General features: G+C 43.4%; 12 protein-coding genes. 9 read left to right on the top strand and 3 right to left on the bottom strand.

The features are described from left to right. Nucleotides 1–74 precede the first annotated feature (74 nt). Nucleotides 75–2,027: a BglG family transcription antiterminator gene (locus MKX59_RS01030; protein WP_340857359.1), complete on the bottom strand. Its 1,953-nt coding sequence runs from the start codon at nt 2,025–2,027 to the stop codon at nt 75–77. A gap of 150 nt (nt 2,028–2,177) precedes the next feature. On the opposite strand from MKX59_RS01030, the gene MKX59_RS01025 reads away from it, so the two are divergent. The 5 genes from MKX59_RS01025 (at nt 2,178) to MKX59_RS01005 (ending at nt 7,133) form a co-directional block, all read left to right on the top strand. Continuing rightward, nucleotides 2,178–2,906 (top strand): SDR family oxidoreductase, encoded by a 729-nt coding sequence (locus tag MKX59_RS01025; protein WP_023991050.1) that lies wholly within the window; start codon nt 2,178–2,180, stop codon nt 2,904–2,906. After that, a complete protein-coding gene (locus MKX59_RS01020) occupies nt 2,900–3,370 on the top strand; it encodes a MerR family transcriptional regulator (protein ID WP_023991051.1) in 471 nt (156 codons plus the stop codon). Before MKX59_RS01025 ends, MKX59_RS01020 begins: the two co-directional genes overlap by 7 nt. Nucleotides 3,371–3,459: 89 nt before the next feature. Continuing rightward, complete coding sequence (locus MKX59_RS01015; protein ID WP_340857357.1) at nt 3,460–4,335, top strand: GNAT family N-acetyltransferase; 876 nt, start codon at nt 3,460–3,462, stop codon at nt 4,333–4,335. 348 nt (nt 4,336–4,683) lie between these two features. Then, nucleotides 4,684–5,805: an RDD family protein gene (locus tag MKX59_RS01010; protein ID WP_340857355.1), complete on the top strand. Its 1,122-nt coding sequence runs from the start codon at nt 4,684–4,686 to the stop codon at nt 5,803–5,805. Nucleotides 5,806–6,092: 287 nt separating this feature from the next. Continuing rightward, entirely contained in the window at nt 6,093–7,133 is a 1,041-nt protein-coding gene (locus MKX59_RS01005) for a CdaR family transcriptional regulator (protein ID WP_028540929.1), read from the top strand. A 173-nt stretch (nt 7,134–7,306) separates the two neighbouring features. Here the strand turns inward: MKX59_RS01005 and MKX59_RS01000 are convergent, their stop codons facing one another. Continuing rightward, nucleotides 7,307–8,452, bottom strand: a complete 1,146-nt coding sequence (locus tag MKX59_RS01000; protein WP_340857352.1) for a glycerate kinase family protein — start codon at nt 8,450–8,452, stop codon at nt 7,307–7,309. A 21-nt stretch (nt 8,453–8,473) separates the two neighbouring features. Beyond that, complete coding sequence (locus MKX59_RS00995; RefSeq protein ID WP_023991056.1) at nt 8,474–9,769, bottom strand: GntP family permease; 1,296 nt, start codon at nt 9,767–9,769, stop codon at nt 8,474–8,476. A 317-nt stretch (nt 9,770–10,086) separates the two neighbouring features. Between MKX59_RS00995 and MKX59_RS00990 the strand changes: the two genes are divergently transcribed. From MKX59_RS00990 to gnd, 4 genes are all read left to right on the top strand, one after another. Further along, nucleotides 10,087–10,818, top strand: coding sequence for a GntR family transcriptional regulator (locus tag MKX59_RS00990; protein WP_053326458.1), 732 nt, complete (start codon nt 10,087–10,089; stop codon nt 10,816–10,818). Next, entirely contained in the window at nt 10,811–12,349 is a 1,539-nt protein-coding gene (gene gntK / locus MKX59_RS00985; protein ID WP_340857351.1) for a gluconokinase, read from the top strand. Before MKX59_RS00990 ends, gntK begins: the two co-directional genes overlap by 8 nt. Nucleotides 12,350–12,376: 27 nt before the next feature. After that, the gene (locus MKX59_RS00980) at nt 12,377–13,723 is read left to right on the top strand and encodes a GntP family permease (protein ID WP_023991059.1); all 1,347 of its coding nucleotides are present in this window, start codon (nt 12,377–12,379) and stop codon (nt 13,721–13,723) included. Nucleotides 13,724–13,830: 107 nt separating this feature from the next. Further along, on the top strand, nt 13,831–15,234 hold the full coding sequence (gene gnd / locus MKX59_RS00975) for a decarboxylating NADP(+)-dependent phosphogluconate dehydrogenase (RefSeq protein WP_071558018.1): 1,404 nt from the start codon (nt 13,831–13,833) through the stop codon (nt 15,232–15,234). Nucleotides 15,235–15,354 lie beyond the last annotated feature (120 nt).

The raw sequence follows: 15,354 nt of genomic DNA, 5'->3' as shown, positions 1-15,354 counted from the left end.
AAAACGGAATTATACCGACAAAAAACAGGACTTATCTATAAGTCCTGCTCCAGAGCACAGCTTTTGATTTCAGTTTATCCCTTTATTTTCCCTAATAGTCTCATTGCATCGGTCTCCTTAGATAAGGCATGAACCAAAGCAGGCTGCTCACTGATCAGGGACAATTCCTTGAATAACTGGCGCATCTCTTCCCGCCCATCCTGTTTAACCGCAAGCAAGAACACAAGCTCTACTTTCTCGGTTCCCCAGGTAAGCGGCTGCTTCAAGGTAGCGATTACAATGGAGGACTGCCTTATCCACTCAGAACCGCCATGCGGGATGGCTATGCCTCCCCCAATCGTCGTAGCCGACATTTTTTCTCGCGCCAGTACGCTGTCCACATAACCGGGCTCCACATATCCTTTGTCCTCCAGTATTTGCGCCAGCTTGGAGATCAATTGTTCCGGATGCTGCACTTCCTGCTGGGGAAAGACCAAAAAAGGTGTTGTATATTTAAAAAATACAGATTCGTCTGCCGCCCTATGTTCCGGCTCATCCAGTCGCCGGATCACTTGCTCCAGCCGACGCTCGTCCTTGGCATCCAGCAAGGGAGAGACGAGAATATGCGGAACGTTCATCTCTGGGAGATCTACAGTGGTAATGACGAGATCCACCTCTTGGGCTGCCAGATAATCCTGGACTTCTGCTTTGGAAAGGGTTGTCTTCACATGTACAGCCGGAAATTTACGTTCCACCTTGGTGCGCAGCAGTTGGGACATACCGATGCCCATGTGACACACGATGATGGCTCTCTGGGGGTGACTCTCTTTCTGGTGCAATCGCTCCACAGAAGCCTGAAAATGCAGCGTTAAATACGCCGCTTCCTCCTCGGGGAAGGATAGACGGATCCATTTCCCTACCTCTTCCAGTGTAATAATAACTCGGTCGAACATGTAGGGGTACATCTTCTTGATCTCGGCCAGCATAGGATTGGACACGGTCAACCCATATTGAAGACGGTTCAGGGTCGTATATAAATGGACATTCAACCCTTTCAGCAACATCTTGTCCTTGGAAAAGGCAATCATATTCAGCTCGGACATCCGCCGAACTAACTGCTCAATCAACTCAGGCAAAAGCGGGTGACTATCTGCCAGCTCACCTTGTTTTCCTGTTCTTCCCTCCTGCTGGTAACGGAACTTCCCACTAAGCAGGTGCAGAGTTAAATACGCCGTCTCTTCCTTGGAAAAAGGCACGGCAAACAACTTTTGCAACTGCTGCAAAAAAGACGTAGCCCATGTAAATTCGCGTCTCTCCTGCAAAAAGGCAATGTCCTGCTTGGAGAGCGAAATGGGTTGTCCCATCTTGGTTCGTTTGACCATTAAGAGAATATGCAGCATTAGAGCTTCGAAAGCTTCGTCAGTAAAGCTGAGCTCATGGCGTTTTTGAAATGCTTTTAATTCATGATTTATGGTTGTAATCTCGTGCGATTCAAACTGTTTGCGCATCATCTGTCCTGTTAACTCAGGACTGTCAATCAGCTGGTTCATCCGCGCCAAAGCGATGCGCTTATTTTTCTCAGAGCCTTGAATGGTCAATCCAACGCGCTGCTTGGTAATCAAGGCCAGATCAAAGCTGTGCAGCCAGCCATCGATCTTCTCCATATCTCTACGAATCACCGTCTTGTTCACATAATACTGTGAAGCTAGATCCTGGATGGTCACAGGCTTGGCATTCATCAAGAGCCGATAGGCGAGATGCAGCACCCTTTCCTCATCCGACTCATGTTGGGCTGTACTCTCGTCCGCATACAGTCGATGGAACAATTCATTCTGATCCGCTTCACCCATCTCCAGATAAATGCCGCGTCCCGGCCTTCTCACTAGATTGGCATCAGAATGCTTGACGATATAATCTTCAATTACTTTCAGATCGTTGCGGATCGTCTTTTCAGAGCAGTCGGTCAGATCCGCCAGATCCTGCGCTAACCACAACCGGTCCGGTTCAGTTAACAACATGCGTAAAATTTCCATTTGCCTTTTATTCATTCCATTCTCCCATCTTCCAAAATAAAGAATGTCCAGGGCATTTCGAGCTATATTTTTGCTGGTTTTGTGTTGACTTTAAGTATACTCCAAGTAGTACATTTAAAGCATGGTGGCCGCCAAATTCAAGAATAATGAAAAGAGGAATCTCTCATGACTATTGGGAAAACAGCTCTTATTACTGGGGCCAACAAAGGCATCGGGTATGAAACAGCCAGACAATTGGGGGGGATGGGTATTACAATCCTGATTGGCTCACGGAATGAGCAGAGCGGCCGGGAAGCGGTGGCTAAGTTGGCTAATGAGGGAGTAGAAGCCCGATTGATTTTGTTAGACGTGACGAATCAAAGTACGATTGATTCCGCAGTCCAACAGATCAAACAAGAATTCGGTTCCCTTGATGTACTAATCAACAATGCCGGCATATCTTTAGGAGGAGCCACTCCTCCAAGTCAGTTCTCTTTGAACGATTTAAGAGAAACGTATGAAACGAACTTTTTCGGTTTGGTCGCCGTGACGCAAGCCATGCTACCTTTATTGCAAGAATCTCCTTGTGGTAGAATCGTTAACTTGTCGAGTGGCCTTGGTTCGTTAACCTATAATGGCGATCCTGAGCATGAGCATGCACAATTTAATTTGCTTGCCTACAATAGCAGCAAGGCAGCGGTTAATATGTTCACCGTCACCCTTGCCAAAGAATTCAAAGACTCACCTCTCAAAATTAATTCGGCTGACCCTGGCTTTACCGCCACTGACTTAAATGGCTTTACAGGACCGGGTTCGGTACAACAAGCTGCTGCTGTCGTTGTTCGTTTAGCCACTTTAAATAATGACGGGCCGTCAGGAGGGTTTTTCGACTCGAATGGAGAAGTGCCTTGGTAATCGTTACAATTAAGGAGTGGGATACTTTGCAGGAAATTCCGGAGACCATAACCTCTATTAGTCAAGCTGCAGAACTAACAGGTTTAACAGAAGATACTATACGCTATTATGAGCGAATTGGCTTGCTGCCTTATGCAGAACGAAAGGCTAACGGACACAGGTTCTACAGTAGAGATCAGATTCTGGGGATTATCTTTTTAACCCGATTAAAAGCTACTGGAATGACTATAGAGGAAATGAAGCATTATCGAGAACTTTCGATGCAAGGCAACAGCACCATTCCGATCAGACACTCCTTACTTGAGAAACATAATCAGAAGATTCAACAAGAAATTTCCAGACTGATGGAAACCCAAAAAATTATTGAATATAAGCTCAACCATTATCGTGACCTCTCTACCAATCCTGATCTTAGCGACACGAATTGCAACCCTACAACACCCAGCACCAATCCCCTTTTTTAAGGGGTTTTTTTATTTTCAGCGGGAGATTGATGGAGCTCCCTTAATTCCCTATAATCCAAATATAGTATGAATTTCTAGGGGGAATAACGGTGATCACCTATGTGAGATGCAATGACGTCAGTATGGAACACATTTTCCAAGCATTTTCGCTTGGGTTCTCGGATTATTCCATTCGTCTGACCACGGATCAGGACGATTTCGCAGCACGTTTTTTTGGTCCAGAGGGTAATACACGGAATCACTCTTTCCTTGCCATGGATGAGGATCAACCGATCGGCTTAATTCTTGGCGGTGTCCGGCAGTTCGACGGGTACAAGACCATGCGTTGCGGCACGCTATGCATCGCCCCGGCTTACCGTGGTCAGGGGATTAGCAACAAGTTGCTGGAATTACATAAACAAACAGCCATCTCCGCGGGTTGCCAGCAGCTATGGCTCGAAGTCATCAAGGATAATCATCGGGCCGTCAAATTATATGAAAAGCAAGGCTATCAGCCACGCTATACGCTGAAATACTACAACGGCACTCTGCCCTCCACCCCACCCGCTGCCCTCTCATCTTCGTATATTCTTAAGGAAGTTACATTTGATGACATCGCAGCTTTTCGAAAGACCCTTATCGACTGCCACATCCATTGGCAAAGTGACACACCTTATTACGCCACTAGTACACAGGAAGCTTTTCTCGGCATCTACGAAGTAAATCAAACGTGCCTCGGCATGGTGAGCATGAGTGCTAAGGGTAAAATCAACTTTCTTTGGGTCGATCCTAAGCATCGCAACCAAGGATTAGGATGCGCCCTCCTTCATAGAGCAGCAGAGATCCAAAAGATTGAGAAGGTGTACATCTGTCTGTCTGACAATGACTCTCTTGAAGGCTTTATCCAAAAAATAGGTCTCTCGAAAGACTCCATTGAGCAATATGAAATGGGTATGCCGCTGAAGGTCGATCATGTTGTACAATGATCAACCTTCTTCCTATCCATGCTCCCCTGCTTGATTCACCTACATCTATCATTTCTGAGAACGATTGATATACTCTGATTTGACCAATGCGCACATGTAAAGATCCTCATATTTCCCTAACGTAAATTCATATTGGGAGAGGAGCCCTTCTTGCCGAAAGCCTGCTTTTTCAAGCAACCGCAAGGATTGTGCATTCTCTGGCTCTACTAGCGCCTGAATGCGGTTCAATGAGAGGAAGGGATATTTATAATAATTTCTTTGTTTATAGAATGTTTTCCTAAACATGGATTATAAAATGACCGTTAATATAAGGAGTGTGTTTTTAATTATTAAGAAGAGGTGTATTTTTTGGACGAACAGCACATATCACACAATCCGCAGGAAACTTCAAGACAGACGTACATTCAGCATGGTCAAAATTATGGGGTAGATCCAAACAGGATGGCGGCGTTATCAAAAACATACGGGAATTCTACTCTGTTTAGACGGTGGGGATCAACAGTTTTTGATTGCATATTTTTTGTAATCGGGTATATTTGTTTTTTTATTTCTGCCATTCAAATAACGGACAGATGGTTTTTGCCTTTAGCGATTGCAACCCGTTGTATTCTGCTTATTGCTTTCTTCAGCTATTATTTGCTTTTGGAAGGTTACACAGGCTATACGCTGGGTAAGTTCGTTTTTCGTATTAAGGTGGTTAACGGGGAAGGAAAGCCTCCTGGTTTTCTTAAATCACTCATTCGTACGCTGCTCAGACTCATAGACACCAATCCGTTGCTAATGGGTGGGATACCTGCTGGTATCAGTGTGTTAGTAACTGCATCAAGACAACGAATTGGTGATTTAGCTGCAGGTACATATGTTGTAAAGGTACGGGATTTAGAGCCGATTAACAAAAAGACAATGAAACGTTCGCTCTTTATATTTTTTACTGCAATGGTGATCTTGGGAGCCTCGTTTGTAAATGCTATTTTTATACTTGCAGACAGTTACGTACCTCCTGAAGCTCCAGTGAGCAAGAAAGAGCAAAGCTATGTAAGTAAAGATGGACGATTTCAAATCACGGCCCCGCTGGACTGGTCAACAGACCCGGACCGTGAAGGAAAAGCAGAGATTGCGATATTTAATCCGTACATTCAAAAGTCCGTTGCGGTAGTATCCAATTCGAAAAAGGAATTGGGCAATGTAACTCTCCAGCACTACACAAAGAAAATTCAATACAACATGACCAAAGAGTTTAATCTCTCTACTGTAGGACCTTCATCTAACACAACGATTCATGGATATCCTGCCATTGAGTTTACGATTAAAGGACAAAAAGATGTGAACCATTATGTCACCCATGTGGCGATTATTGAGACCGAAAATGATTATTATCAGGTGCTCGGATATACACCCGCATCTAAATATAGTCGTTTTAAGAAAGAGCTACATGATATTATCTACAGCTTCCGCGAGGTCCGTCATTAGACAGCGTGGCTGGCAATAAAAAGGATAGACAAAAAGCAGGTGCTCCTATGAGCCCTGTTTTTTTTGCGTACAACTATACTCTAGATTACACTCAATACAAAAATATATAACATCGTTTAATGGATTATCATAATACGCTGCAATATCACACCTATGATAAAATTGACTGACATGTTCGGTAATCCGCTTTATCATATTGTTCAGATGCACAATAAATTGGAAACCCTTTCATAAAGGTAGTACATTAAAATATACTATATTACTATAGATAAAGGAGGAATCCTGATTTGTTTCAGCTCTCCGAAAAACAAGCCCAAGACATCGTAGACAAAATGATGAAGGATATTCCATACAATATCAATATTATGAATGAACGAGGCATCATCATTGGCAGCGGCGAGAGTGAACGAATCGGAACCATTCACCAAGGCGCTGTTCAGGCGCTCGAAACTGGGAAAATGGTTGAAGTGTGGCAGGACGGCCACTATGAGAAAAAGGGAACCAATGAACCGATTGTCATTCATCATGAGTTAGTTGGTGTCATTGGTATTTCAGGCAATCCTGATGAAGTGCGTCCTTTTTGCAATATTGTTAAAACTACGGTGTCTCTCCTGATTGAACAGCGGATCTCCTTGGAGCATCTGGCCCACGAAGCCAACCGCAAAAAATCTGTGCTGGAAATGCTGTTAAATCATCAGGGAGCCTACACGCAAAAAATAAAAAAAGAAGCAGCCCAATATCACATTGATTTGCTTCTAAAAACTTCGGCTGTATATGTAAAGTACCTGCCTACTGATCCAGCTCATTTAGCCGAGTTGTCCAATATATTTATGCAGCATCCATCCTTTCGTATGGAGGAAGACTGCTATCTCATCCTAATACAAAATCAGGAGCCGACAGACAAACTGCTAGAGCCACTTGTGCGCAGCCATCCCGATGTGCTGGTTACGGTCAGCAGACAAGAGATCAACATTGCGGATGTTTATATGCAGGCCAAGTCAGCTATGAATGTTTTACTGGCTTTGCGCCCGCCTGTGCAAAAAATTTCTTTTGCGGAAGTCGAATTTCTGGTCAAATTGAGTCAAACGAACCTGACGAATACGATCTATCTGGTTAGCAAGCTGGAAGATACCGTGGATTTGCTGGATACGCTGCGAAGCTTTATTAACCATAACGGCAGTGTCTCCTTTACCGCAGATGAATTAAATATTCACCGAAATACGCTGCAATACCGCCTGAAGCGCATCCATACCTTAACCGGTAAAGATCCCCGGAATCTCCTTCAGCTTTTTGAGCTTACGCACGGCTTATTGGCACTGTATCAATGAACTGCTGTATCACGCCAGGCCATGCGCCAGTAATACCACATTTCCGCTCGCCATCACTCCCAAATTTCTTAGTCAATCCTGCTTTGGCTAAGTTCGGGATTACAGGCGAGCGCTCGTATTATATCGTATTTGTATGATGCCGTTTTATATTTATAGCCCGCTTCTCCATCTGTTCATTTCTCGCTGAATTGAAGTACTCTTGCGATATTCTCGCACGTACGCTCTACGTTTTGCGGCCCTTCGGCCAGCAGCTTACCCAACTCCGAGGCTCCCGGCACGATGCCGAACACCGCATCTATTCCCTCCTTGTACAACGTGTCGATCCCTTCCCCGATATAACCTGCGACCGCAATGACCTTTTTTCCAGACTGTTTTGCCGCCTGGGCTACTCCATAAGGAGTTTTACCGAATTTGGTCTGAAAATCAATACCGCCTTCCCCCGTCAAAACGATATCGGCAGTGGCGAGCTTTTGTTTTAAACCGGTGTATTCAATCACAATTTCAATGCCTTTTTGCAGCGCCGCCTGAGTGAAAATTAATAAGCCCGCACCCAATCCACCTGCTGCGCCTGCGCCTGGGAGATCGCGCACATCCTTGCCCAGCTGCTGCTTCACCACATCGGCGTAATGAGCAAGATTGGCATCCAATTGCTGCACCATTTCCGGAGTTGCCCCTTTTTGTGGCCCGAATACTTGAGATGCCCCATGCTCTCCGCACAGCGGATTTGTCACATCACAGGCTACAATTAATTGTACCTGCTGCAAGCGGTCATACAGTGATGAAATATCAACACTGGCCAGTTCGCCCAGACTACCGCCGCCGCGCGGAAGAGTATTGCCTTTTGTATCCAGAAATCTGGCGCCCAGCGCTTCCGCCATTCCTGTACCGCCATCATTCGTCGCGCTTCCACCAATGCCGATGATAATTTTTCGAATTCCCTGGTTCAGACATTCACGGATTAACTCCCCTGTTCCGTAGGTTGTTGTCTTTAACGGGTTTTTGTTATCCTTGTTCACCAAATGGATTCCACTGGCGGATGCCATCTCGATTGCCGCTGTGGTGCCGTCTCCCAGCAGGCCGTATGCAGCAGTTACAGGTTCTCCAAGCGGTCCTGTCACCTCGATATAACGAATCTGTCCGCCTGTCGCATCCACCAGTGACTGCACCGTTCCTTCACCGCCGTCCGCCATCGGTACGTGGACATAATTCGCCGCCGGATAGACCTTGCGCAGTCCTTTCTCCATCGCGATACATACTTCTTTAGCCGTCATGCTTTCTTTAAAAGAATCTGGTGCCAGCACAAACGTTTTCTCTCTCATCTTCTCACCCCATCGTGAATATTAAAGTAAAAATCCATACATGATTGTCGCTACAATTGCCATCGTTCCACCCACAATAGCTTCGTAAGGAATCAAGCCCATCCGTTGTTTAATGCTCATTTTCATGCTGTCTGCCGTGACGTGAAAATAGTTGCCCTGCGGCAAGGAATCAATGACTGTAGCTCCTGTATGCACCATCACAGCTGCAGCGAGTGGGGCCGTTCCCATGTTCAGAATGGCTTCCCCAAACGAGCCTGTCGCCAAAATAACGCCCGTCGAGGTGGACGCCGTAGCAGCTGCCATCAGAATGCCTGCAAGCGGTGCCAAAAATGTACCGGAAACTCCCGAAGCTTCAATCAGGCCAACCACCTGAGCAGACAAGTTGGAAGCAGAGATCAGACCCGCAATCCCGCCCGCACCGATCAAAATCAGCACAGTCGCCGTCATTTTATTTAAACCGGAGGCCGAATACTTTAAGATATTGCGCCCTTGCCCCATGGCCAGCATACCCACAATCCCAGCGATCGGCAAAATGTACATCGCATCCACCTTGAAACTCGAAAGTGCTTCAATACCGGAAATAGAACCAATCGGGTTAATCATCAGCAAAATAACAGCTACCAGCGGGGCTACAATCGCCCGTCCCAACGCTGGATATTTCGATGTATCGACGTCACTGTCCATGATATCCTGATCAGACACCTTCACACCTTTGGTTTTCAACATAGACGCCACCAAAACAGTCATGATTAAACCACATATCGCAGGAACCACACCCGCCAACATCACGTGGCTTAAATCCAGATTAAATCCGCGCGCCGCTGCAATCGTATTAGGATTGGGAGAGATGATGTTCCCCGCTTTTCCGCCTCCAGACAAAGCCAACAGGAGCGCCAGCTTGGAAATCCCCATTTTGTTACCGACCGACAATGCAATAGGTGCCACAATCAACACGGCAACGGGAATAAATACACCTACCGCCGTAATAATCATCGTCGCCAAGGCTAGTGCGAGTATCGCTTTACTGCCGCCGAACTTCTTTACAATAGCCTGCGCAATCGTCTCCGCTGCCCCGGATTCCATCATTACACCTGCCAATACACCTGCGGCAAGCACACGAATGACCGTCCCCATCACACTTTGCGTACCGCTTATTAACACGCTGATCGTCTGCTCCAGATTGGCTCCGCCCAATAAAGCGCCTACAATAGCTCCCAAAAATAAAGCGTAAACCGGATTCAGCTTTCTTAATATCAGAATAATTGCAATAGCCAGCCCTGCCAGAGCTCCTATCCAACTGATCGTCAATCCTTCCATCTGTCTAACCCCCCGGGTAATTTTTGATTACGCTTTCATTATATCGATTGCCGCACGTTAAAAATATTGAAGAACAGACGAAATTGATTGTGCATTTGAACAAAAAATCCGAACTTCAATTGGAACCTATAGATGAAATCAGTATTGAGTCTAGCATTATATATGAGAAGATCCGAACAGGATCTATGTCTTAAAATGCAATTTTCATTTTATGTATCGAGGCGTTACAAAACAAATTTAATGTATACGCTTGCAAATTTAAAATTTCAGATTATAATACCTGTATACAAGTATACTTGATTAATTGAGAAGGTGAAATGATGGTCGAATCAGAATTCCTATATCCCTCCAAATGGCTTTTAAAAGCCTCTGCTGGTGATCGCGTAACATCCGAGCTTAGAATGCGCATTATTTCTGGCGGGATTGAAAGCGGTACCATATTATCCGAAAATAAACTAGCTGCTGATTTCACTGTAAGTCGCTCACCCATTCGTGAAGCGTTAAAAATACTGGCATCCGAAAATATCATTCGATTAGAAAGAATGGGAGCCGTTGTTATTGGCCTATCAGAAAAAGAAATAGAAGAAATTTATGATGTCCGTCTGCTCATAGAATCCTTCGTATTTGAGCGTCTTGTAAAGATGGATACTAATGATTTGGCGAAGGAACTTAGTAAAATACTCGAAATGATGAAAGTCGCCGTTAAATATAGTGATGCTGATGAGTTTTCATATCAAGATGTCTTGTTCCATGAAACGATTATTCGTGCAGTCAATCATTCGCATATTCTGATGATCTGGAATAATTTAAAGCCTGTTATGGAAAGTCTCATTCTTTTGTCGATGCGTATGCGTTTCACTGAAAAGTATGAAGATTTTACACGGATTATAAACAATCACGAACTTTATATTGAAGCAATCAAAGTAAAAGATAGAGACCTCATGATCAAGTCTTTACATGAAAACTTTGATGATGTTCAAGGTAAAGTAGAAGACCTGTGGATGTCACAACAAATGCTATCTAAAGGAGTCGTGCAACAAAATGACTAACTATATGTTAGGTGTAGATATCGGAACCACAAGTACGAAAGCCGTTCTATTTAGCGAAAAAGGCGAAGTCATCCAACAAGAGAATATTGGATACCCGCTTTATACCCCGGATATAGCGACAGCTGAACAAAACCCAGAAGAGATTTTTCAGGCTGTTCTGCAAGCCACTTCAAATATCATGAAACATCACTCACAAAAAAAGCTATCGTTTGTTTCATTTAGCAGTGCCATGCATAGTGTCATTGCGATGGATGAAAATGACCGCCCACTGACGCCTTGTATTACATGGGCAGATAATCGCAGTGAAGCGTGGGCACATAAAATAAAAGATGAGCTGAATGGCCATGAAGTCTATAAACGAACAGGAACACCCATTCACCCCATGTCACCATTAACAAAAATAGCTTGGATTGTGAATGACCTTCCTGAAACCGCTGTCAAGGTTAAAAAGTATATCGGAATTAAAGAATATATTTTTAAAAAGTTCTTTGATCAATATGTAGTGGATTATTCCCTAGCTTCTGCCATGGGTATGATGAATCTAGAAAAATTAGATTGGGATGAAGAGGCATTAAAAATTGCTGGTATAACCCCTTCTCAATTATCTGAGCTCGTGCCAACAACCAGAATATTTACCAACTGTGATTCAGATTTAGCAAAAAAGATGGGGCTCGATCCACAAACATCGTTTGTCATTGGAGCTAGCGATGGAGTCCTTTCTAATCTAGGTGTAAATGCGATACGAAAAGGCGAAGTTGCCGTCACAATCGGGACAAGCGGTGCCATTCGAACCATTTTAGACAAGCCTCAAACAGACGAAAAGGGAAGAATATTTTGTTATGCCTTAACAGAAAAGCACTGGGTTATTGGGGGGCCGGTGAACAATGGCGGGATGGTCCTTCGCTGGATCCGCGACGAACTTGCCTCATCAGAAGTGGAAACAGCGAAAAGGCTAGGAATTGATCCATATGATGTACTAACCAAGATTGCTGAACGTGTAAGACCAGGATCTGACGGATTGTTATTCCATCCATACCTGGCTGGTGAACGTGCGCCATTATGGAACCCAGACGTACGTGGCTCATTCTTCGGTTTAACGATGTCACATAAGAAAGAACATATGATTCGCGCAGCCCTAGAAGGAGTCATTTACAATTTGTACACCGTATTTTTAGCATTAACCGAATGTATGGACGGTCCTGTGACCCGAATTCAAGCTACTGGAGGCTTCGCAAGATCAGATGTTTGGCGGCAAATGATGTCTGACATATTCTCATCTGAAGTCGTCGTTCCAGAAAGCTACGAAAGTTCTTGTCTAGGAGCTTGTATTTTAGGCTTGTATGCCACTGGACAAATCCAGTCCTTTGAAGTCGTTTCTGAAATGGTTGGCAGTACCAACAAACATACACCAAAAGAAGAAGCGACCAAGGAATATAGGAAATTGCTGCCGATTTTCATTAATCTATCCAGAGTATTAGAAGACGATTATACACGGATTTCCAATTATCAAAGAAGCTTAATTAAACACTAAAAAGATAAAAAGCAGGGGGTAATTACAATGCCATTAGTTATCGTAGCGATTGGAATTTTAGCATTATTAGTTTTAATAATGGGCTTCAAATTGAACACCTTTATTTCATTAATCATTGTATCGTTCGGCGTCGCTTTAGCACTTGGAATGCCATTAGAGGAAATTGTCAAAACCATCGAAGCCGGATTAGGCGGAACCCTTGGTCACTTAGCGTTAATCTTTGGACTTGGAGCGATGTTAGGTAAGTTGATCGCTGATTCTGGCGGTGCTCAACGAATTGCCATGACCCTCGTAGACAAATTTGGTGAAAAAAATATCCAATGGGCAGTCGTAGCTGCTTCATTCATTATCGGTGTGGCGTTATTTTTTGAAGTAGGATTAGTATTGTTAATTCCAATCATATTTGCCATTTCAAAAGAATTAAAGGTTTCTATCTTATATCTCGGGATTCCGATGGTTGCAGCTTTATCCGTAACACATGGTTTCTTACCTCCACATCCAGGACCAACAGTTATTGCTGGTGAATATGGCGCGAACCTTGGTGAGGTTTTACTTTACGGTTTCATTATTGCCATTCCAACCGTTATTTTAGCTGGACCTGTATTTACTAAGCTTGCCAAAAAACTCGTACCTGCATCATTTACGAAAACCGGTAATATTGCCTCTTTAGGTGAACAAAAAGTATTTAAATCCGAGGAAACTCCGGGATTTGGTATCAGTGTATTTACTGCAATGCTTCCTGTTATTTTAATGTCTATTGCTACGGTTATTACTTTGCTTCAAAAAACAATGGGATTTGAAGATAGCAGTTTACTAGCAGCGATCCGTTTTATTGGTGATGCATCAACTTCCATGTTAATTTCCTTACTGGTAGCTGTCTACACCATGGGAATAGCACGGAAAATTCCAATCAAAAATGTAATGGCATCTTGTACAACGGCTATTACTCATATTGGGATGATGCTCTTAATCATTGGGGGTGGCGGAGCCTTCAAACAAGTACTGATTAATGGCGGCGTAGGTGACTATGTAGCTGAATTATTCAATGGAACTACATTATCACCCATCTTACTTGCCTGGATTATCGCTGCAATATTACGAATTTCCTTAGGTTCTGCAACTGTTGCAGCTTTAACAACCGCTGGTTTAGTTATTCCGATGTTAGGACAATCCGACGTTAATCTTGCTTTAGTTGTGCTTGCAACGGGAGCGGGTAGTTTAATAGCTTCACATGTTAACGATGCTGGTTTCTGGATGTTTAAAGAATATTTTGGTTTAAGTATGAAAGAAACATTTGCAACATGGACATTGCTTGAGACTATCATTTCTGTAGCTGGATTAGGATTTATTTTAGTACTAAGTTTATTCGTATAAACCATGATTCCCGGGCGGTAGATCCCCCACTTATTTTCCTTAGAATTTTCTAAGCCTATAAGTGAGGATCTACGGCCTATTCATTTCAAATAAAAGGAGCAGAAAAAATGTCCAACACAATTGGTGTCATTGGTTTAGGGGTAATGGGCCGTAATATCGCCTTAAACATGGCTGGTAAGGGTGAGCAAGTCGCTGTCTATAACTATACGAGGGATTTAACGGATGATCTTGTTAAAAAAAGTGAAGGTCACTCTATTCATCCCTACTACGAAATTCAAGATTTTGTTTACTCCTTAAAAACTCCAAGAAAAATCTTCCTTATGGTAACAGCGGGCAAACCGGTCGATTCGGTAATAGGTACATTAGTACCCTTCCTTGAAGCAGGCGATGTGATTATGGACGGTGGTAACTCCCATTACAAAGATACGGAACGTAGATATGATGAATTGAAGTCAAAAGGAATCGGTTATTTAGGAATCGGTATTTCCGGCGGCGAAGTCGGGGCTTTAAATGGACCTTCGATCATGCCTGGTGGAGATAAAAACGTATATGAAAAAGCAGCTCCTATTCTAACAAAAATAGCAGCCCAAGTGGACGCAGACCCTTGCTGTGTTTATATGGGTCCAAAAGGGTCCGGTCACTTTGTAAAAATGGTACATAACGGAATCGAGTATGCAGATATGCAATTAATCGCAGAAACCTATACATTTTTAAGAAAAAGGTTACGTTTATCTGTGAATGAAATTGCTGATATCTTTGAAATATGGAATCAAGGGGAGCTGAAAAGTTATTTAATCCAAATCACAGCAGAGATTTTACGGAAAAAGGATGATGTAACAGGCTTACCACTAATCGATGTGATTCTTGATAAAACAGGGCAAAAGGGCACAGGTAAATGGACAAGCATTCAAGCAATTGACAATGGGATCCCATCATCCATTATTACAGAGTCATTGTTTGCCCGTTACATCTCCTCTTTAAAAGAAGAACGAGTTTATGCAGAAAATATTCTAACAGGACCAGGGATTGATCAGCGAAGTTTAAATAAAGATTTGTGGATTGAGTACATTAGACAAGCTTTTTATATGGGTAAAATTTGTGCCTACGCGCAAGGATTTATACAATATAAAATGACTTCTGAACTTTACGGATGGAATTTACCTTTAAAGGATATTGCCCTTATTTTCCGTGGTGGTTGCATCATTCGTGCCGAATTCTTAAACGTAATAAGCGAAACATATCAAGAACAGCCGAATTTGGCTAATCTATTAATCGCCCCGTATTTTGCCGAAAAGGTTAAAGAGTATCAAAAAGGATTACGAAAAGTTGTCTGTGAGGGTATTAATTCTGGCACTTCGTTTCCATGTTTAAGTGCTTCACTTACTTATTACGATAGTTACCGGACAGGCATTTCGAATGCTAACCTTTTGCAAGCACAAAGGGATTATTTTGGTGCCCATACTTATGAACGAAGTGATGTAGCAGGATTCTTTCACACAAACTGGCAGTGATCCATAGCCGTAGTAAATCTCCAGAGCCCTAATGAAGTGGTTCTTCCCTTCATTAGGGCTCTTATTTTGAATACATTTTCCCCACAATGCTCTTGTGTCTATATTATGTAACAGACGTTG

This window comes from Paenibacillus sp. FSL R7-0340 (assembly GCF_038002205.1).
In the GTDB taxonomy this organism is placed as follows: Bacteria; Bacillota; Bacilli; order Paenibacillales; family Paenibacillaceae; genus Paenibacillus; species Paenibacillus polymyxa_B.
The sequence above is the reverse complement of the archived record's forward strand: the minus strand, read 5'-3'. Positions and strand labels throughout refer to the sequence as shown.